The organism is Agromyces sp. MMS24-K17, assembly GCF_043950245.1.
In the GTDB taxonomy this organism is placed as follows: Bacteria; Actinomycetota; Actinomycetes; order Actinomycetales; family Microbacteriaceae; genus Agromyces.
Genome location: NZ_CP171640.1, coordinates 2,116,997 through 2,136,955, shown reverse-complemented (window position 1 = coordinate 2,136,955; position 19,959 = coordinate 2,116,997). Strand labels below are relative to the sequence as shown.

At 68.9% G+C, this 19,959-nt stretch carries 13 protein-coding genes and 3 rRNA genes; 4 read left to right on the top strand and 12 right to left on the bottom strand.

What is annotated here, in order from left to right:
- Positions 1-31: 31 nt before the first annotated feature.
- Together ACGGZK_RS09745 and ACGGZK_RS09740 are read right to left on the bottom strand one after the other, a co-directional pair.
- Positions 32-901, bottom strand: coding sequence for an ABC transporter permease (locus ACGGZK_RS09745; RefSeq protein ID WP_395242467.1), 870 nt, complete (start codon positions 899-901; stop codon positions 32-34).
- Entirely contained in the window at positions 898-1,935 is a 1,038-nt protein-coding gene (locus ACGGZK_RS09740; RefSeq protein ID WP_395242466.1) for an ATP-binding cassette domain-containing protein, read from the bottom strand. The genes ACGGZK_RS09745 and ACGGZK_RS09740 overlap by 4 nt, the downstream gene beginning before the upstream one ends.
- Before the next feature lie 222 nt (positions 1,936-2,157).
- On the opposite strand from ACGGZK_RS09740, the gene ACGGZK_RS09735 reads away from it, so the two are divergent.
- Positions 2,158-3,543, top strand: coding sequence for an L-serine ammonia-lyase (locus tag ACGGZK_RS09735; RefSeq protein ID WP_395242465.1), 1,386 nt, complete (start codon positions 2,158-2,160; stop codon positions 3,541-3,543).
- Between the two features lie 89 nt (positions 3,544-3,632).
- Positions 3,633-4,508, top strand: coding sequence for a sulfurtransferase (locus ACGGZK_RS09730; RefSeq protein WP_395242464.1), 876 nt, complete (start codon positions 3,633-3,635; stop codon positions 4,506-4,508).
- 117 nt (positions 4,509-4,625) lie between these two features.
- Here ACGGZK_RS09730 and ACGGZK_RS09725 read toward each other — a convergent pair whose 3' ends face one another.
- The 3 genes from ACGGZK_RS09725 to ACGGZK_RS09715 form a co-directional block, all read right to left on the bottom strand.
- Positions 4,626-5,132: a rhodanese-like domain-containing protein gene (locus ACGGZK_RS09725; RefSeq protein WP_395242463.1), complete on the bottom strand. Its 507-nt coding sequence runs from the start codon at positions 5,130-5,132 to the stop codon at positions 4,626-4,628.
- Positions 5,133-5,234: 102 nt separating this feature from the next.
- Positions 5,235-6,515, bottom strand: coding sequence for a M18 family aminopeptidase (locus ACGGZK_RS09720; protein ID WP_395242462.1), 1,281 nt, complete (start codon positions 6,513-6,515; stop codon positions 5,235-5,237).
- A gap of 106 nt (positions 6,516-6,621) precedes the next feature.
- The gene (locus ACGGZK_RS09715; RefSeq protein WP_395242461.1) at positions 6,622-7,548 is read right to left on the bottom strand and encodes a DnaJ domain-containing protein; all 927 of its coding nucleotides are present in this window, start codon (positions 7,546-7,548) and stop codon (positions 6,622-6,624) included.
- A 134-nt stretch (positions 7,549-7,682) separates the two neighbouring features.
- Between ACGGZK_RS09715 and ACGGZK_RS09710 the strand changes: the two genes are divergently transcribed.
- Positions 7,683-8,108 (top strand): DUF1761 domain-containing protein, encoded by a 426-nt coding sequence (locus tag ACGGZK_RS09710; RefSeq protein ID WP_395242460.1) that lies wholly within the window; start codon positions 7,683-7,685, stop codon positions 8,106-8,108.
- A 9-nt stretch (positions 8,109-8,117) separates the two neighbouring features.
- On the opposite strand, the gene ACGGZK_RS09705 is transcribed toward ACGGZK_RS09710, so the two are convergent.
- Positions 8,118-9,791 (bottom strand): methyltransferase, encoded by a 1,674-nt coding sequence (locus tag ACGGZK_RS09705; protein WP_395242459.1) that lies wholly within the window; start codon positions 9,789-9,791, stop codon positions 8,118-8,120.
- Between the two features lie 167 nt (positions 9,792-9,958).
- Here ACGGZK_RS09705 and ACGGZK_RS09700 point away from each other — a divergent pair, with 167 nt between their 5' ends.
- Positions 9,959-10,291 carry a hypothetical protein gene (locus ACGGZK_RS09700; RefSeq protein WP_395242458.1) on the top strand — a complete coding sequence of 111 codons (333 nt, stop codon included), beginning with the start codon at positions 9,959-9,961 and terminating at the stop codon, positions 10,289-10,291.
- On the opposite strand, the gene pnuC is transcribed toward ACGGZK_RS09700, so the two are convergent.
- The 6 genes from pnuC to ACGGZK_RS09670 form a co-directional block, all read right to left on the bottom strand.
- Entirely contained in the window at positions 10,242-10,937 is a 696-nt protein-coding gene (gene pnuC, locus ACGGZK_RS09695) for a nicotinamide riboside transporter PnuC (RefSeq protein ID WP_395242457.1), read from the bottom strand. The two genes, ACGGZK_RS09700 and pnuC, sit on opposite strands and share 50 nt — an antisense overlap.
- Entirely contained in the window at positions 10,934-12,919 is a 1,986-nt protein-coding gene (locus ACGGZK_RS09690; protein ID WP_395242456.1) for a thioredoxin domain-containing protein, read from the bottom strand. The genes pnuC and ACGGZK_RS09690 overlap by 4 nt, the downstream gene beginning before the upstream one ends.
- 153 nt (positions 12,920-13,072) lie before the next feature.
- A 5S ribosomal RNA gene (gene rrf, locus ACGGZK_RS09685) occupies positions 13,073-13,189 on the bottom strand.
- 186 nt (positions 13,190-13,375) lie between these two features.
- Positions 13,376-16,480 (bottom strand): 23S ribosomal RNA (locus ACGGZK_RS09680).
- 465 nt (positions 16,481-16,945) lie between these two features.
- Positions 16,946-18,479: ribosomal RNA gene (locus tag ACGGZK_RS09675) — 16S ribosomal RNA — on the bottom strand.
- Together the 16S, 23S and 5S rRNA genes form the textbook arrangement of a ribosomal RNA operon.
- 630 nt (positions 18,480-19,109) lie before the next feature.
- A complete protein-coding gene (locus ACGGZK_RS09670; protein WP_395242455.1) occupies positions 19,110-19,946 on the bottom strand; it encodes an aldo/keto reductase in 837 nt (278 codons plus the stop codon).
- Positions 19,947-19,959: the final 13 nt, after the last annotated feature.

The window sequence follows — 19,959 nt, the reverse complement described above, 5'->3', positions numbered from 1 at the left end:
GGGAGCACCCGACCGCCGCACGGGACATCCGTCACGCCTTGCGCATGTACGCGCGCACCGTGAGCGGGGCGAAGACCGCGACGATGACCGCCGCGCCCACCAGCGACCAGGCCGCGTCGGCGCCGAGGCCGGCCCCGCCGACGAGGTCGCGCACCGCGGTGACGAGGTGCGAGATGGGGTTGATGTTCGCGAACCACTCGAGCGGCGCGGGCATGGTCGACGGGTCGACGAACGCGTTCGAGAGGAACGTCAGCGGGAACAGGACGATCATCGAGATGCCCTGCACGCTCGAGGCGCTGCGCGCGATCACGCCGAAGAACGCGAAGATCCACGACACGCTCCACGAGCACAGGATGACGAGGATGCTCGCGCCCACGACGCCCCACAGCTCGCCCTCGGGACGCAGGCCCATCACGAAGCCCATGGCGAAGGTGAGGACGGTCGCGATGAGGTACCGGACGGTGTCGGCGAGCAGCGCGCCGGACAGCGGGGCGATGCGTGCGATGGGCAGCGACCGGAACCGGTCGAACACGCCCTTCTCCATGTCCTCCCGCAGCTGCACGCCCGTGACGATCGACGTCGAGATGACGGTCTGCACGAGGATGCCGGGGATGATGATCGGCAGGTAGCTCTGCACGTCGCCGGCGACCGCGCCGCCGAAGATGTACGTGAACATCAGGGTGAAGATGATCGGCTGCAGGGTCACGTCGAACAGCTGCTCGGGCGTCCGCTTGATCTTCAGCAGGCCGCGGTGGGCCATCGTGAAGGTGTGCGCGAGGGACTCGCGCAGGCTGACCCGGTTGCGGAGCCTCCGCTCCGAGGCGGGGACGATGCGGGCGCCGGCGGTTCCCGTGGCGGTGACGTCGGCGCGGTCGGTTGCGGCGGTGGCGATGGCGGTCATGCGCGGCTCCCTTCGAGTTCGTGGTCGGGCTGGGATGCGTCGGAGGCGTCGGATGCCTCGTCCTCGACGCCGTGGCCGGTGAGGGTGAGGAAGACCTCGTCGAGCGTCGGCTTCTGCACGCTCATCTCGGCGAGGTGGATGCCCGCATCGCGGAGCGTGACGAGCAAGTCGGCGACGAGGTCGGCGTCCCGCATCGGGGCGGTGACGCGGGCGGCCTCGGGCGAGACCGTCGCGGCGACGCCGAGCACCCGCTCGACGGCGACGCGCACGTCGTCGACGTCGGCCGCGTCGACCGGGCGGAGGTGCAGGCTCGCGGTGCCGACCGAGCCTTTGAGCTCGTCGGCCGTGCCCTCGGCGACGACGCGGCCGCGGTCGATGACCGCGATGCGGTCGGCGAGCTGGTCGGCCTCGTCGAGGTACTGCGTGGTGAGCAGGACGGTCGACCCGGTCGCCACGAGCCGGCGGATCGTGTCCCACATCTGGGCGCGCGTGCGCGGGTCGAGGCCGGTGGTCGGCTCGTCGAGGAAGATGAGCGGCGGCTGGGCGATGAGGCTCGCGGCCAGGTCGAGGCGCCGGCGCATGCCGCCGGAGAAGTGCTTGAGCGGCCGCTTGGCGGCGTCGGTGAGCCCGAACTCCTCGAGCAGCTCGGCGGTCTTGCGCTTCGCGTCGCGGGGGCCGAGGCCGAGGAGGCGCGAGAACAGCATGAGGTTCTCCTGGCCCGACAGCGTCTCGTCGACGGAGGCGTACTGGCCGGTGACGCCGATGAGCTGGCGGACGACCTGCGACTCGCGCTGGACGTCGTGGCCGAAGATGCGGGCACGCCCCGCGTCGGGCCGGAGGAGGGTGGCGAGCATGGAGATCGTGGTGGTCTTGCCGGCGCCGTTGGGGCCGAGCACGCCGTAGACGGACCCGGTCGCGACGCGCAGGTCGACGCCGTCGACGGCGCGGTGCTGGCCGAAGACCTTCACGAGGCCGTCGGCTTCCACGGCCCAGTCGGGCTGTCCCGTGATGGCGGTGTGGGGTGTGGTGGTCATGGGTCCATGGTCGGATGCCCCGCTCACGCGGCGCTTGCACGGCGCTGACACGGGTCGGGGCCGCTGTCAGCGGGGCCGCACGGTCCGGTTTCGCGGGCCGGATGCGCGGCGCATGCGCATCTGCGCACGCGACGCCGGATCCGTGCACGCCGTCCCCGGAGATCGCAGGATGCGTGGCCCGCGCGGCGTTTCCGTGCGCGACCTGCGACGTAGCCTGTGCTGGTGACAGCGTTCGTCTCAGCCCTCGACCTCTTCTCCATCGGGATCGGGCCGTCGAGTTCCCACACGGTGGGGCCGATGCGGGCGGCGCGCGCCTTCGCGACGGGGCTGGAGGCCTCGGGCCGACTCGACGAGACGACGCGCGTCACGTGCACGCTGTACGGCTCGCTCGGCGCCACCGGCCTCGGGCACGGCACGCCCGATGCGGTCGTCGCGGGGCTCGCCGGGCTCCGCCCCGACGACTGCGACCCCGACGACGTGCGCGACGCGTGGCTCCGCCTCGGCGAGGACGGCGGCGAGGTGCGCCTCGCCGGCCGCCACCCGATCCGGATGCGCCGGGCGGATGTCTCGCTGGAGCCCCGCACGCGCCTGCCCGGGCACCCGAACGCCCTCACGCTGCAGGCGTGGGGCGACGGCCCGCTGCCGGTCGCCGAGGAGACCTGGTACTCGGTCGGCGGGGGCTTCATCCGCCGCGACGGCGACCCCGTCGCGCAGGCGGAGGCGCTGCGGCATCCGCTGCCCTACTCGACCGCGGCCGAGCTGCTCGCCCTCTGCGACGCGCACGGCGTCTCGCTCTGCGACGTCTCGCGCGCGAACGAGGTCGCCGTGCACGGCGAGACCGGGATCGACGCGGGCCTCGACGCGATCTGGGACGCGATGGCGGCCTGCGTCGACCACGGCCTCGAGGCCGAGGGCACGCTGCCCGGCGGCCTCAAGGTGCGCCGGCGCGCCGCCGACATGCGCCGCCGGCTCGAGGAGGCCGACCGGCTCGCCGCCGAGCGCGGCGGCGACCGCGACACCGCCGCCGAGTGGCTGTCGGCGTTCGCGCTCGCCGTGAACGAGGAGAACGCGTCGGGCGGGCGGGTCGTGACCGCGCCGACGAACGGCGCTGCCGGCATCATCCCGGCCGTCGGCCTCTACTACCTGCGCTTCGTGCCCGGCGCCGACCGCGCCGGCATCCGCCGCTACCTGCTGACCGCCTCCGCGATCGCGAGCCTGGTGAAGAAGAACGCCTCGATCTCGGGCGCGGAGGGCGGCTGCCAGGCCGAGGTCGGCTCGGCCTGCGCGATGGCGGCGGGCGGGCTCTGCGCCGTGCTCGGCGGCACGCCCCACCAGGTCGAGAATGCGGCGGAGATCGCCATGGAGCACCACCTCGGCCTCACCTGCGACCCGGTCGCCGGGCTCGTGCAGGTGCCGTGCATCGAGCGGAACGCGATCGCCTCCTCGACTGCCGTATCGGCCGCGCGGCTCGCCCTGCACGGCGACGGCACGCACGTCGTCTCGCTCGACGCGGTGATCGAGACCATGCGGCAGACCGGCCGCGACATGAAGCGCAAGTACAAGGAGACGAGCGAGGGCGGCCTCGCGGTGAACGTCATCGAGTGCTGACGGCCGCGGGCGGGGGTGCCCGCCCCGACCGGTTACGCCCGATTGCAGGGCGGTCGGCGTCGCCGCCCGGCCGGGGCTAGCGTGCGACCATGACCGCACTCGTGCCGCCCGCCGACCTCGTCTCCTCCGCCTGGCTCGCCGACCACCTCGGCGATCCGCGCCTCGTCGTGCTCGATGCGACCGTGGTCGGGTCGGAGACGGCGGCCGGGTTCCGCTGGCTGAGCGGGCTCGACGCCCACCTGGTCGACGGGCACGTCACCGGCGCGGTGCACGCCGACCTGCTCGAGGAGTTCTCCGAGCCCGGCACCGGCCCGCTCGTCTTCACGCGCCCCGACCTCGACCGGCTCGCGCGCGCCGCACGCGAGGTCGGCATCGACGACACCACGACGGTCGTGGTGTACGACACGGCGGTCGGGCAGTGGGCGGCGCGCCTGTGGTGGTTGCTCCGCTCGGCCGGGTTCGCGCGGGTCGCGCTGCTCGACGGCGGTCTCGGCGCGTGGCGCGCGGCCGGCGGCGAGGTGCGCACCGGATACGAGCCGCCGCGCGAGGCCGGCCCGCTGACCCTCGCCGGCGCAGAGCAGTACTGGGCCGACCGCGACGAGGTGCGTCGGATCGTCGACGGCGACGCGCCGGGGTCGCTGGTGTGCGCCGCACCGGCGAGCGACTTCCGCGGCGAGACCGGTCGCCGCGAGCGGAAGGGGCACATCCCGGGGAGCGTCAGCGTGCCCGTCGTCGCCGTGCTCGACCGCGACGACCGCACGTACCTCCGGGACGATGCGCTCGAGGGCGCACTCGTCCCCGTCGCCGACGGGGGCCGGGTCGTCGTGTACTGCGGCGCCGGCATCGCGGCCGCGGCGACCGGATTCGCGCTCCGGCTCGCCGGCCGCACCGACGTGGCCGTCTACGACGGCTCGCTGGACGAGTGGGCGGCCGACCCGGCCGCGCCGATCGTCAGCCTCGCCTGACCGAGGCCCCAGAGGGACCGAGGCCCCAGCGGGACCGAGGCGCCGGAGGGGTCGGGCCGGCGCCCCGCGGTGTCCCGTTCGCGGAACGCCGGCCCGGGTCCGTCCCCTCCGCCCGGGTCAGCAGGCGCAGGTGATGCCGAGGTCGCCGGCCGGGCCGAGCGCGAGGCCGGTGCTCGCGACGTTGGTCAGCGGGTCGGCCGCGCCCTGGCGCGTGCCCTCCTCGGTGTCGACGGGGAAGCCCTCGCGCACCCAGTACTCGAATCCGCCGATCATCTCCTTCACCGGGTGGCCGAGCAGCGCGAACTCGAGCGCCGCCCGCTGCGCCCCGTTGCATCCGGGACCCCAGCAGTAGACGACGACCGGGGAACCGGGCGCGATCAGTTCGGCCGCCCGCTCGCGGATCTGCCGCGTGGGCAGGTGCACGGCGCCCGGCACGCGTCCCTGCGCCCAGGAGGCGTCGTTCCGGGTGTCGACGACGGTGAACCCGGGCTCGGCCTCGGCGAGGCCGGCGCGCACGTCCGACACGTCGGTCTCGAAGGCGAGGCGGGCGCTGAAGTGCCCGACGGCCTCCTCGGAGGTCGCGACGTGCTCGAAGATCGTTGCGGTGGCCTGCGTCGTGGTCATGTCACGAGCATGGCAGCGCTCCGCGGTCGACTCCCGATCAGATCCCGTCGGCCGCCCGCGATATCCGGCCAACCGGGAGGACCGCTTCCGCGGGCCTGCCGGTCAGCCCGCGAAGAACGCCGTGACCGCCCCGCCGAGCGCGGCCAGGTCGTCGACGTGCGCGACCTCGCGGGCCGAGTGCATCGACAGCAGCGGCGCACCGATGTCGACCGTGCGGATGCCGAGGCGCGTCGCGGAGATCGGCCCGATGGTCGACCCGCACGGCACCTGGTTGTTCGACACGAACGGCTGCGTCGGCACGCCGGCCCGCTCGCACACGCCCGCCCAGAGGGCCGACCCGACGGCGTCGCTCGCGTAGCGCTGGTTGGCGTTGAGCTTCAGCAGCGGGCCGCCGCCGAGCACGGGACGGTTCACGGGGTCGTGCTTCTCCGGGTAGTTCGGGTGCACGGCGTGCCCCGCGTCCGACGACAGCAGCCACGAGCCGGCGAACGCGCGGCGCCGGTCCTCGTCACCGGCGCCGAGCCCGTCGGCGATGCGCGCGAGCACGTCGACGAGGAACGGCCCCGCCGCGCCCGACCGCGACTCCGACCCGAGCTCCTCGTGGTCGAAGGCGGCGAGCACGCTCACGTGCGGGGCATCCGCCGGCGTCGCGAGCAGGCCCACGAGCCCCGCGTGCACGGAGGTCAGGTTGTCCATGCGGCCCGCGGCGAAGAACACGTCGTCGAGGCCGAAGCGCGCGGGCGCGGCCGTGTCGGCGACGACGAGGTCGTGCCCGACGATGTCGGTGCCGAGCACGCCGGCGAACCCGCCGAGCAGGGCGAGCAGGTCGCCCTCCTCCCCGGCGCCCCAGATCGGCTGCACGTGCCGCTGGCGGTCGAGCGTGAGGTGCTTGTTCGCTTCGCGGTCGAGGTGGATCGCGAGTTGCGGGATGCGCAGCAGCGGGCCGGTGCGCACGAGGTGCACCCGGCCGTCGGCCGTCGCGATGCGGCCGGCGAGCTCGAGCTCGCGGTCGAGCCACGAGTTCATGAGCGGGCCGCCGTAGATCTCGACCGCGGCCTGCAGCAGCCCGGCCGACTCGCTCGACGGGTTGGGCTTGAGCTTGAACCCGGGTGAGTCGGTGTGCGCGCCGAGGATGCGGAACGGCGTGACGGCATCGGCACCCTCGGGCTGCACCCAGGCGATGACGGCGCCGTCGCGCACGACCACGCGGCGGCCCGGGCCGGTGGGCCACGCCTCGGCCTCGTCGAGCCGCTCGAAGCCGGCCGCCTGGAGTCGCCGGGCGACCTCCTCGGCGGCGTGGTACGACGACGGCGAAGCGGTGATGAAGTCGGCGAGGTCGGCGACGTGGGCGGCGGGGTCGACGGGCGCGGTTCCAGCGGGCATGGTTCCATCATGCCCCGGATGGCATGCAACGACGCCGGCGGATGCCTCGGGGGGTCGCCGACCGCGGCCGCAGCGCGGGTGCCGCGCCCGTGCCCGCGCCCGCGGACTAGGCGAACCGGATCACGGCCTGCAGCCGCGCCCGCACCTCCATGACCTCGGTGCCGCCGAGGTGCGCCGACCCCGGAAGCCCCTCGCGCACGGCACTCCCCACCCGCGACGCCCGCACGAGCGCGACGACGGCCCCGCGCACGCTGCCGCCCAGCTGCAGGGGCTCCGCGGCGTGCTCGTCGGGCACCACGACGAGCAGCGCGGTGGGGCGCACCTTCGCGGCCCGCGCGATCGACTTGGCGCGTGCGGCGAGCGCCCGAACCGGCCGCTCCGCCCCGACGCCCTCGCCCACGACCTCCCCGCGGCGGAGTGCGACCGGCCCGCCCCAGTCCTCCGACTGGATCGCGAACAGCCCGGTCGGGCCGAGCACGAGGTGGTCGAGCTTCGGCGGCAGGCCGTGGCCCGCGGCATCCGTCGCGATGTCGTGCCAGACCGTGTACGCGATCCCGAGCGTCGACAGCGAGCGCGCCGTCTGCTCCTCGGCGAGCGCGTCGGCGAGGAGGTGGCGGATGTCCCGCGGCGCGCTGCGGACGAGCGCGGGGTCGTACGGGTCGTCGAGGGTCACGCCGCGGCCCGCCCATTCCCGCACGCGGTCGAGGTACACCTGCCGGGAGAACCCGCCGGGGTGCCCGTACGTGCGCGCGAGCGGCCGGGAGTCGCGGCGCGGGTGCGGTGCCGCCGGGGCCCAGGCCTCGCGGGTGGGCGCGGCGGTGCCGCGTCCGCGGTCGAACGCTTCCCTGGCCGCCGGCGTGCCGATGAGCTCCCACGCGTGCTGCACGAGGTGGAACGCCGCCGGGTCGCCGCCCGTGTCGGGGTGCGCGGCGCGGAGGGCGCGCCGGTAGGCGGCCCGCAGTGCCGCCTCGTCGGCGTCGTGCGATACGCCGAGGACCTCGTAGGGGGACGCGGAGAGCGGACTGTCTGCCATTGGGCTCGCTTTCGATGTGCGAATCGAGGATACTCGCGCACGCCGTGGGAGCGCCGTACCCGAGTCCGAGGGGCCCCGGCGATAGACTCCGCGCGAGGGCGCGTGCGGGGGTCCGCGCCGACGGGAGGCGTCTCATGTTCGACGTGAACTACTGGGCGGTCGTCATCGCGACGCTCTCCACGCTCGTCATCGGGTCGATCTGGTACACGCCGAGGGTGTTCGGCACCCGCTGGGCGGAGCTCGCGAAGGTCGACCTGCAGAACGGCGGCAGCGCGGCCGGGGCGATCATCACGACGATCATCGTGAGCTTCATCTCCGCGTGGGTGTTGGCGATCGCGACGCAGACGGCGTGGCTGGCGTTCGGGGGGTCCTACTTCTGGCTGGCGCTCTCGGTCGGCACGATGCTGTGGGCGGGCTTCACCGCGGCACGGTTCATCACGCACGACGCGTTCGAGGGTCGCCCGCCCGCCCTCACCCTGCTGAACATCTCGCACGAGCTGGTGACGGTCGTGGTCATGGCGATCATCATCGGCGTGTGGCCGCCCGCCGGAACGGTCTAGGAGCGCGGTCTAGCCCAGGTCGTCCGCGGCGTCCGCGGCCCCGCCCGCTTCCGCGGCCTCCGCGGCCTCCTCCGCCGGCCGCAGCATCCCGTCGTGCACGAGCTCGCGCACCTCGGGCGCGAGCTCGGCCCAGAGCGCGGCCGCATCGACCTCGAGCAGGTCGGCGATCGCGTCGGAGAGCACGCCGACCGGCAGCGTGCCGTCGGCGGCCCCGACGAGCGCGGCGATCGCGGTGCCGGCGTCGACGACGCGCCCGAATCCGCCGCCCTGCCGCAGCAGGATCACGGTCGGCTGCTCGGCGCCGGGCCAGTGATGGCGCTCCTCCGTGACGTCGGGCGCCGTCTCGAGGGCGAGGTCGCGCAACTGCGCGTCGTCGAGGGCGTCGACCACGTCGGATGCCTCGAGCACGCGTTCGAGGTGCCCGCCGAGTCCTCCGGGGTTGTCGCCGGCCGGTCCGTGGCGGCGCTCGGCCCTGGCCAGGGTGGCCGTGCGGCCGGCCTCCGGCCGGCGGAGGAGCACGTACCCGAACCCGACCGTGCGCACCCCGCGCGCGGCGAAGTCGTCGAGCCAGGCGGCGTGCAACGCCTCGAACGCGGCCGTGCCGGGTCGCGTGCCGCCGTCGCGGATCCACGTCTCGGCGTACTCGCTGGGGTCCTGCTGCTCGCGTTCGACGATCCAGTACTCGAGCCCGCTTCCGGCCAGCCAGCCGACGACGCGGTCGAGGCCGTCGGCGCCGTCGCGGTACTCCCAGTTCGCGAGGAACTGGGCGATGCCGCCCGGCTCGAGGTGGTCGGCCGCGCCGCGCACGACCTGCTCGACGATGCCGTCGCCGACCAGCCCGCCGTCGCGGTACTCGTACGCCGGCACGCCCTCGACGCGGGGCGTGATCACGAAGGGCGGGTTCGACACGATGCGGTCGAATCGCTCGCCGCGCACCGGCTCGTAGAGGCTGCCGAGGCGGAACTCGATGCGCTCGCCGCCGTCGAGCGCGGCGGTGAACCGGGCGAGCGCGAGCGCCCGCTCCGAGATGTCGGTGGCGACGACGCGCTCGCTGAACCGGGCGGCGTGCAGCGCCTGGATCCCGCTGCCCGTGCCGAGGTCGAGGGTGCGCCGCGCCGGTCGCTGCAGCAGCAGCCGGCTGAGCGTCGTCGAGGCGCCGCCGACGCCGAGCACGTGGTCCTCGGGCAGGGCGCCGCCGACGGCGAGCTCCCCGGGGTCCGACGCGATCCACCACTCCCCGTCGCCCGCGGCGTCGGCGAACGCGTACGGCCGCAGGTCGATGAGCGGTCGCACGGCTCCCTCGTCGTCGGATGCCCCGAGCCCGAGTTCGATCGCGCCTCCGGCACCGAGCCGCGGCAGCGCCTGGTCGAGGTCGGCCGCCGCGACGGAGCGGCCGAGCAGCAGGAACCGGATCAGCGTCGCGAGTGCCCGATCCGCGGCACCGGCGCCGGCCAGCGCACGCTCGGCGGGCACGCGGTGCCCGCGCCGGAGCGCCTCGCCGGGATGCGTCGACGCGAGCGCCGCGGTGCGGTCCCAGAGGGACTCGATCGCCTCGACCGTGTAGCCGGCGGCGGCGAGGTCGTCGCGCAGGGCGGCGACGAGCGCCGACGTCGCAGCGTCGACCGGGTCGGCGGCGAACCGCGAGGGCAGTCGATCGCGGGCGGCGAGGGGTGCGGCATCCATCGCACCCATTCAACCAGCGGGCCGCGCGGGGCGTGGCATCCGCCCGTCGCGTCACCGTGCGTCACCCGATGGCCACCCGGTCGTCATCTGGGGCCGCCGCCCGTAACCCGGATGACACACGCTCCACGTAGCGTGGCTAGCATCGTATGGAGCGAGGGGAGGTCGCCATGGCCGAATCGACGACATTGGAACGGCTACGCCAGGACGCGCGCGACGAGCTCGCCGCGCTGATCGAGCTGCGCTGCCGCCTCGGCGAGGACCCGTGGTCGTTCCTGCCCGATCTCCCGTCGGTCGACGAGCAGGTCGTCGCCACGCTCCGCGAGGACCTCCTCCAGTCTTCGCAGTGGAGCATGGCGCGCGCCCGCGCGCATCACCCGACGGCGCGGGAGGGCGACGTCGAGCGGTTCGAGTACGACATCCTGCGCGCGATCGCGCTCGAGCACCCCGACCTCAGTCGCGCGGTGTGGTCGGTGCTCGATCGGGTGCCGACGATCTGGTGAGTTCCGCCCGGCGCTGCACCGCCATCCAGGTGAAGAACCCGAAGATCGTGAACGCGCCGTACACGAGGTAGAGCGTCGCCGACGCCCAGTACCCGGCGCTGATGAGCAGCGGCACCCCCACCGCGTCGACGGCGACCCAGATCAGCCAGAACTCGGTCCAGCCCTTCGCCATGCCCCAGGTCGCGAGCAGCGACCCGACGAAGATCCACGCGTCGGCCCAGACCGGCTCGAACGACCCGAGCGCGCGGAAGATCGGCGTGAGCACGAGCGTGCCGCCGATCATGCCGACCACGAGCCCGATGCGCACGCGCCAGCCCGCCCAACGCGGCTCGACGCCCTCGGCGGCGCCCTGGTGGCGGTGCTGGGCCCAGCGGATCCAGCCGTAGACCGACACGATGATGAACATGACCTGCCGACTCGCCTGGCCGAGCAGGTTCACCGGGTTCGGCGTGTGGAAGACCGCGCCGAGGAACACCGTGAGCAGCAGCAGGTTGCCGACGATGCCGACCGGCCATGCCCACACCTTCCGTCGCAGGCCGCCGATCGCGCTCGCCAGCCCGAAGAGGTTGCCGATGATCTCGCGCCAGAGGATCTGCTGGTCGCCGATCACGAGCGTGGCGTCGAACAGCCACTCGATGGGGTTCATCCGGCGAGCTCCTTCAGGGCTTCGGCGTCGTGGACGGGGAGGGCGCACGTGAAGTGCTCGCACCGGTACGCGCTGGCACCGGTCGGCCCGGCGACGCGGGCCTCGAAGAGGTCGAAGCCGGCCTCCGCGAACCCGCGCGCCTGCGCTTCGGTGACGACGACGGCGACGGATGCCGCCTGCCGGCGGGTCGCGTCCGCGAGGGCGCGCACCCGGGCGGATGCCTCGCCGGTGTCGGATGCCTCGTCGCGGTCGGATGCGTCGCGGTCGGATGCGTCGCGGTCGGATGCATCTCCAGCGTCGGTGACGACGGTGACGACCTGCACGAGCGGCGCGTCGAGGTCGGCCATGAGCCGGAGCGCGCCGCCGAACGCGATCGGGCGCGGCAGGGCGAGTGCGGCGACGCGCGAGGTCGCCCGGCGCGCCGCCTCGAGGTAGCCGTCGCCCGCGCCGAGCGCGTGCAGGAGCCGGGCGGCGTCGGCGATGGTGGTCGGCCCCGACGGGGCGGCGCCCTCCGCCGGATCCGCGGGCAGCGCGAGCCCGCGCGCGGCGAGCACCGGGTCGGCGCCACCGGGTGCCGCGAACTCGGGCGGATCGCCGTGGAGGGTGGCATCCACCAGCCGCCGTGCTGCCGCGGCGTACGCCGGCTCCCCCGTCGCCAGCGCGACCCGGAGGAGCCCCTGCGCGAGCATGCCGGAGTCCTCCAGTGCCGCCGACGCGGTCGACGGCCGACCGTCGCGGCTGGCGCGCAGGAGTCGGCCGTCCGCCCCGACGTGCCGCGCGAGCAGCCAGTCGGCGGTGTCACGGGCGAGGGCGACCGCAGCCACGTCGCCGAGGAGGGCGCCGGCCCGCGCGAGCGCGCCGATCGCGAGGCCGTTCCAACCGGTGAGCACCTTCTCGTCCAGCGCCGGCGGCGCCAGGCCGACCCGGCCGTCGGCGTCGCGTGAGTAGTACCCGCCTTCGTCGCGGACCCCGTCGATGATGCTCTCCGAGTCCTGTGCGCTGGCGAACCCGCCGCTCGGCAGCCGCATGGTCGTGGACAGGAAGCGGATCAGGTCGCGGGCGAGGGCGGCGAGTCGGCTGTCGTCGGCGGAACTTCCGGGAGTGCCGGGAGTAGCAGGCCCGTCTGGGTTGCCTGCGTCGCCGCCTGAGATCAGGAGGTCGACCGCGACATCGAGCAGCAGCGCATTGTCCGACAGCATCCGCTCGTAGTGCGGCTCGCTCCAGTCGGCGCGCGTGGCGTACCGGAAGAACCCGCCGTCGACGGGGTCGCGCAGCGGCGACGCCCCCATCCGCAGCAGGGTCCGCCGCGCGAGCGCCGCCCGGTCGCCGCCGAGCCTCGCGAGGAACGACAGCACGGGTGCCACGGGGAACTTCGGGGCCCCGCCGATGCCGCCGTACCGCGGATCCTCGCCTGCGGCGAGCTGGGCCGCCGCCTCGTCGAGCGCGTCGCGTCCCGGCAGCGCAACAGCGGGAGCAGGTACGGATGCCTCCGCCACCGCCTCGGCGACGGCCGACGCCGTCTGCTCGAGCTCGGTGCGTCGATCCCGCCAGGCCTCGGAGACCGCGGCGAGCACGTCGCGGAAGGCCGGCATGCCCTGCACGGGCTGCGGCGGGAAATAGGTGCCGGCGTAGAACGCGCGGCCGTCGGGATCCGCGAAGACGGTCAGCGGCCAGCCGAGCTGTCTGGTGAACGCGCTCGCAGCGGCGAGGTACGCGCCGTCGACGTCGGGATGCTCCTCCCGGTCGACCTTGATCGCCACGAACCCCTCGGCGAGCGTCGCCGCGATCGCGGGATCGCTGAAGCTCTCCCGCGCCATCACGTGGCACCAGTGGCACGTGGCGTAGCCGATCGAGATGAGCACCGGCACGTCACGGGCCTTCGCCTCGGCGAACGCGCGCTCGCCCCAGGGGTACCAGTCCACCGGGTTGCCGGCGTGCGCCCGCAGGTAGGGGCTCACCGCATCGGCGAGACGTTCGGCCATGCGCCCAGCGTATTCGCGTGCCACGTCCGCCGACCGGGTCGCGCGCAATCCGGCGTCGCCGTCGGCTCGGCCAAGGCGTGTGCGCACCGCCCGCAGCGTTGCGCGTTAAATGCAGAAGAGCCGCCCCAACGGGGCGGCTCTTCTGGAAAGAATGTCCGGCGGTGTCCTACTCTCCCACAGGGTCGCCCCTGCAGTACCATCGGCGCTGCGAGTCTTAGCTTCCGGGTTCGGAATGTGTCCGGGCGTTTCCCTCGCGCTATGGCCGCCGAAACTCTGTCACTCGCACACCAACGCTGGGGTTGGTGTGGGTGGTTTCGGTCACCACCCCGGTCCGTGTTGCCACGTGGGGTGGGAAGTCTGTGTTGTGTTGTTGGGTTCGTCTGTCGGGAACCACATGGTGGACGCGAGTCATCAGGCCATACACACCAGCCTTTACAAACGGTGTGTATGTAGTGAGTTTTCAAGTTATCGGCTTATTAGTACCGGTCAGCTGCACAAGTCGTTAGTCCTTGCTTCCACATCCGGCCTATCAACCCAGTCGTCTACTGGGAGCCTCTCCCCCGAAGGGATGGAAATCTCATCTCGAGGCCGGCTTCCCGCTTAGATGCTTTCAGCGGTTATCCATCCCGAACGTAGCTAACCAGCGGTGCTCCTGGCGGAACAACTGGCACACCAGAGGTTCGTCCAACCCGGTCCTCTCGTACTAGGGTCAGATCCTCTCAAATTTCCTGCGCGCGCAGAGGATAGGGACCGAACTGTCTCACGACGTTCTAAACCCAGCTCGCGTACCGCTTTAATGGGCGAACAGCCCAACCCTTGGGACCTACTCCAGCCCCAGGATGCGACGAGCCGACATCGAGGTGCCAAACCATGCCGTCGATATGGACTCTTGGGCAAGATCAGCCTGTTATCCCCGAGGTACCTTTTATCCGTTGAGCGACAGCGCTTCCACAAGCCACTGCCGGATCACTAGTCCCGACTTTCGTCCCTGCTCGACCTGTCAGTCTCACAGTCAAGCTCCCTTGTGCACTTACACTCGCCACCTGATTGCCAACCAGGTTGAGGGAACCTTTGGGCGCCTCCGTTACTCTTTGGGAGGCAACCGCCCCAGTTAAACTACCCACCAGGCACTGTCCCTGAACCGGATCACGGTTCGAAGTTAGATATCCAGAGTGACCAGAGTGGTATTTCAACAATGACTCCACGAACACTGGCGTGCCCGCTTCAAAGTCTCCCACCTATCCTACACAAGCCACACCGAACACCAATACCAAGCTGTAGTAAAGGTCACGGGGTCTTTCCGTCCTTCTGCGCGTAACGAGCATCTTTACTCGTACTGCAATTTCGCCGAGTTCGCGGTTGAGACAGCTGGGAAGTCGTTACGCCATTCGTGCAGGTCGGAACTTACCCGACAAGGAATTTCGCTACCTTAGGATGGTTATAGTTACCACCGCCGTTTACTGGGGCTTAAATTCTCAGCTTCGCCTTGCGGCTAACCGGTCCTCTTAACCTTCCAGCACCGGGCAGGCGTCAGTCCGTATACATCGTCTTGCGACTTGGCACGGACCTGTGTTTTTAGTAAACAGTCGCTTCCCACTGGTCTCTGCGGCCCTGCAGCGCTTCCTGGAGCAAGTCCATTCACGCCTCAGGCCCCCCTTCTCCCGAAGTTACGGGGGCATTTTGCCGAGTTCCTTAACCACGATTCTCTCGATCTCCTTAGTATTCTCTACCTGACCACCTGAGTCGGTTTGGGGTACGGGCGGCTGGAACCTCGCGTCGATGCTTTTCTCGGCAGCATAGGATCACCCACTTTTCATCCGCATCGCGTCTCAGCCATCACGAGTCGCGGATTTGCCTACGACTCGGCCTACACGCTTGCCCCGGGTCAACCATCGCCCGGGTTGGGCTACCTTCCTGCGTCACACCTGTTATCACGCTCACCGCACCAGACCGGGTCCCACGCTCCCCATCCCGGTGCCCCCGAAGGGACGATGGAATGGTTCGGATGGTTAGCATTACTGGATTGGTGTGGGCGGTTCTTCGCCGGTACGGGAATATCAACCCGTTGTCCATCGACTACGCCTGTCGGCCTCGCCTTAGGTCCCGACTTACCCAGGGAAGATTAGCTTGACCCTGGAACCCTTGGTCTTCCGGAGGACGGGTTTCTCACCCGTCTTTCGCTACTCATGCCTGCATTCTCACTCGTGTGCCGTCCACGGCTGGTTTCCACCGCCGCTTCACCCGGCACACGACGCTCTCCTACCCATCCACACGACTGGACCACGAAGGCCTATCGATTGTATGAATGCCACGACTTCGGTGGCGTGCTTGAGCCCCGTTACATTGTCGGCGCGGAATCACTTGACCAGTGAGCTATTACGCACTCTTTCAAGGGTGGCTGCTTCTAAGCCAACCTCCTGGTTGTCTGTGCAACTCCACATCCTTTCCCACTTAGCACGCGCTTAGGGACCTTAGTCGGTGGTCTGGGTTGTTTCCCTCTCGACGATGAAGCTTATCCCCCACCGTCTCACTGCTGCGCTCTCACTTACCGGCATTCGGAGTTTGGCTGACGTCAGTAACCCGTTGAGGCCCATCGGCCATCCAGTAGCTCTACCTCCGGCAAGAAACACGCAACGCTGCACCTAAATGCATTTCGGAGAGAACCAGCTATCACGAAGTTTGATTGGCCTTTCACCCCTATCCACAGCTCATCCCCTCCATTTTCAACTGAAGTGGGTTCGGTCCTCCACGACGTCTTACCGTCGCTTCAACCTGGCCATGGATAGATCACTTCGCTTCGGGTCTAGGACCTGCGACTGAATCGCCCTATTCAGACTCGCTTTCGCTACGGCTCCCCCACACGGGTTAACCTCGCCACAGATCACTAACTCGCAGGCTCATTCTTCAAAAGGCACGCCGTCACAGTAACAAGACTGCTCCGACGGTTTGTAAGCAAACGGTTTCAGGTACTATTTCACTCCCCTCCCGGGGTACTTTTCACCTTTCCCTCACGGTACTTGTCCGCTATCGGTCATCTGGGAGTATTTAGGCTTATCAGGTGGTCCTGACAGATTCACACGGGATTTCTCGGGCCCCGTGCTACTTGGGATACCTCTCCGGCCGGCCAGACATTTCGACTACGGGACTCACACCCACTCCGGTACGGCTTTCAATCCGTTTCGTCTATACCTGACACGTCACCGCGGCAGTCCGGCAGAACTGCCTGAAAGGTCCCACAACCCCGACCATGCAACCCCTGCCGGGTATCACACATGACCGGTTTAGCCTCTTCCGCTTTCGCTCGCCACTACTCACGGAATCACGGTTGTTTTCTCTTCCTGTGGGTACTGAGATGTTTCACTTCCCCACGTTCCCTCTACCCGCCCTATATATTCAGGCGGGAGTCACCAGGTCACCCAAAGGGCCTGGCGGGGTTTCCCCATTCGGAAATCCTCGGATCACAGCTCGTTTATCAGCTCCCCGAGGCTTATCGCAGATTACGACGTCCTTCTTCGGCTCCAGATGCCAAGGCATCCACCGTTTGCTCTTAAAAACTTGAAATCACATGAGTTTCAGAAACCACCACCCCAAAGGGCGGCGGTGACCAATGATTAGTCAGAACACCACCCGAAGGTGATGTCCAGAACAAATCTTTGTGAAACCACACACCACCACCACCCCGAAAGGCGACGACGATGCGAGTTTCTAAGATGCTCGCGTCCACTATGTAGTTCTCAACAGACGAACAGCACCCCCACCCCCACCAACCAACCGGTCAGCAGTCATGAAGGCCTGCAAGAGTCCAACACCCGACTCCGAAGAGCCGCGCCCGGTCCCTCAGGACCCAACAGCGTGCACGTGCCGGCCTCACCAACCCGAACCGTTCCAACCCCCGAAGAGGCGTACTAAACCCGAATCAACTCGAACCGGCACCTATGTCAATGTTCCACCCATGAGCACCCAGCAGAACACATTCGGTCCTGATCTGGGCACCTGGAACCAGCAAGCTGGTCCAGTGCTCCTTAGAAAGGAGGTGATCCAGCCGCACCTTCCGGTACGGCTACCTTGTTACGACTTAGTCCTAATCACCGATCCCACCTTCGACGGCTCCCTCCCACAAGGGGTTAGGCCACCGGCTTCGGGTGTTACCGACTTTCATGACTTGACGGGCGGTGTGTACAAGGCCCGGGAACGTATTCACCGCAGCGTTGCTGATCTGCGATTACTAGCGACTCCGACTTCATGAGGTCGAGTTGCAGACCTCAATCCGAACTGAGACCGGCTTTTTGGGATTCGCTCCGCCTTACGACATCGCAGCCCTTTGTACCGGCCATTGTAGCATGCGTGAAGCCCAAGACATAAGGGGCATGATGATTTGACGTCATCCCCACCTTCCTCCGAGTTGACCCCGGCAGTCTCACATGAGTCCCCACCATAACGTGCTGGCAACATGCGACGAGGGTTGCGCTCGTTGCGGGACTTAACCCAACATCTCACGACACGAGCTGACGACAACCATGCACCACCTGTAACCGAGTGTCCAAAGAGTTCCACATTTCTGCGGCGTTCTCGGTCATGTCAAGCCTTGGTAAGGTTCTTCGCGTTGCATCGAATTAATCCGCATGCTCCGCCGCTTGTGCGGGCCCCCGTCAATTCCTTTGAGTTTTAGCCTTGCGGCCGTACTCCCCAGGCGGGGCGCTTAATGCGTTAGCTACGACACGGAAACCGTGGAAAGGTCCCCACATCTAGCGCCCAACGTTTACGGCGTGGACTACCAGGGTATCTAATCCTGTTCGCTCCCCACGCTTTCGCTCCTCAGCGTCAGTAAGTGCCCAGAGACCTGCCTTCGCCATCGGTGTTCCTCCTGATATCTGCGCATTCCACCGCTACACCAGGAATTCCAGTCTCCCCTACACCACTCAAGTCTGCCCGTACCCACTGCAGGCTAGAGGTTGAGCCTCTAGATTTCACAGCAGACGCGACAAACCGCCTACGAGCTCTTTACGCCCAATAATTCCGGACAACGCTCGGACCCTACGTATTACCGCGGCTGCTGGCACGTAGTTAGCCGGTCCTTTTTCTGCAAGTACCGTCAAGACCCCGAAGAGCCCCTTCTTCCTTACTAAAAGCGGTTTACAACCCGAAGGCCGTCATCCCGCACGCGGCGTTGCTGCATCAGGCTTGCGCCCATTGTGCAATATTCCCCACTGCTGCCTCCCGTAGGAGTCTGGGCCGTGTCTCAGTCCCAGTGTGGCCGGTCACCCTCTCAGGCCGGCTACCCGTCGACGCCTTGGTGAGCCATTACCTCACCAACAAGCTGATAGGCCGCGAGTCCATCCCAGACCGAAAAAACTTTCCACCCCCCACCATGCGGTGAAAGGTCATATCCGGTATTAGCTCCGATTTCTCGGGGTTATCCCAGAGTCCAGGGCAGGTTACTCACGTGTTACTCACCCGTTCGCCACTAATCCCCCCAGCAAGCTGGAGATCATCGTTCGACTTGCATGTGTTAAGCACGCCGCCAGCGTTCGTCCTGAGCCAGGATCAAACTCTCCAAAAAAAATGGTTCCCAACAACCCGAAGGCCATCAGGGAGTTCAAATCACTGACAGAGAAACAACTGACTCAAAAATCAAATTGTCCATCAATCAAAGGAATCCCACCCACTCCGAAGAGCAGGTCGGGGTTCAAAAAATTGGCATTGAACATAGTGCACGCTGTTGAGTTCTCAAGAAACGGACGCACCAGGGTTACAGCCACAACGACCAGCCCCCAGGGCAACCTATCCAATGTACCACCACACCCCGACCACCAGAGCACCGAACCGGGCTCCACGCGGGACACTCCCAGCCCCGTCCGCGCCGAAGCACCGGACTCACTGGTTGAGGTGGAAGAATCTTAGGCTTGAAATCACCGAGTCGCAACGCGACTACGAGGTTATTTGGCTAAGACCAAGCCGCCTCACCCGACCCGACTCGCTGTCTCGCGCTCCGGGCCGCCGTGGCGACAGATAGAAACCTACGCGCCCCCACCCCACCCACCAAATCAACCACGCATCCCGGGCGTGTCGCGACCCCACGCACCCGCTCGATCCCCAGCACGACGGGCGAGACGTCCCCGAACCCACCGCCCGGAGACGCCGCCGGCGCCGTTCCATGAACGGCGCCGGCGGGCGGATCGGGGATGCGAGCTCAGTTGAACTCGTCCGGGTGGGCGCTCACGCGGCCCTCGCGCTCGAGCGCCGTGATCGCCTCGACCTCGGCGTCGTCGAGGGTGAAGTCGAAGACGTCGAAGTTCTCGGCCATGCGCTCGCGCCGGTTCGACTTGGGGAAGAGCACGTGCCCGCGCTGCAGGTGCCAGCGGATGACGACCTGTGCCGGCGTCTTGCCGTGGGCCTCCGCCGCCGCGACGACCTCGGGCAGCTCGAAGAGCGGGTACTTGCCCTGGCCGAGCGGACCCCACGCCTCGACGACGATGCCATGCTCCTCGGCGAAGGCGGTGGTGTCGGGCTGCTGGTGATAGGGGTGCAGCTCGATCTGGTCGATCGCGGGCACGACGTCGGTCTCGTCGACGAGGCGCTCGAGGTGGTGCGCGAGGAAGTTCGAGACGCCGATCGAGCGGACGCGCCCGCCCTCGCGCAGGTGCTCGAACGCACGCCAGGTCTCCACGTACCGGTCGCGCGCGGGCGTGGGCCAGTGGATCAGGTAGAGGTCGAGGTACTCGAGGCCCAGCCGGTCGAGGCTGCGCTCGAACGCCGCGGGCACCGACGCGGTGCCCTGGTCGTCGTTCCAGAGCTTCGTCGTGATGAAGAGCTCCTCGCGAGGGATCCCCGAAGCGGCGATCGCGCGGCCGACCCCCTCCTCGTTGCCGTAGATCCGGGCGGTGTCGAGGTGGCGGTAGCCGACCTCGAGCGCATCGAGGACGATCCGCTCGGTCTCGCCCGGGTCGACCTTGAACACGCCGAAGCCGAGCTGGGGGATGGAGTGGCCGTCGTTGAGCTGGATGCGGGGCACCGGGGAATCCGTCATGCCTCCATCCCAA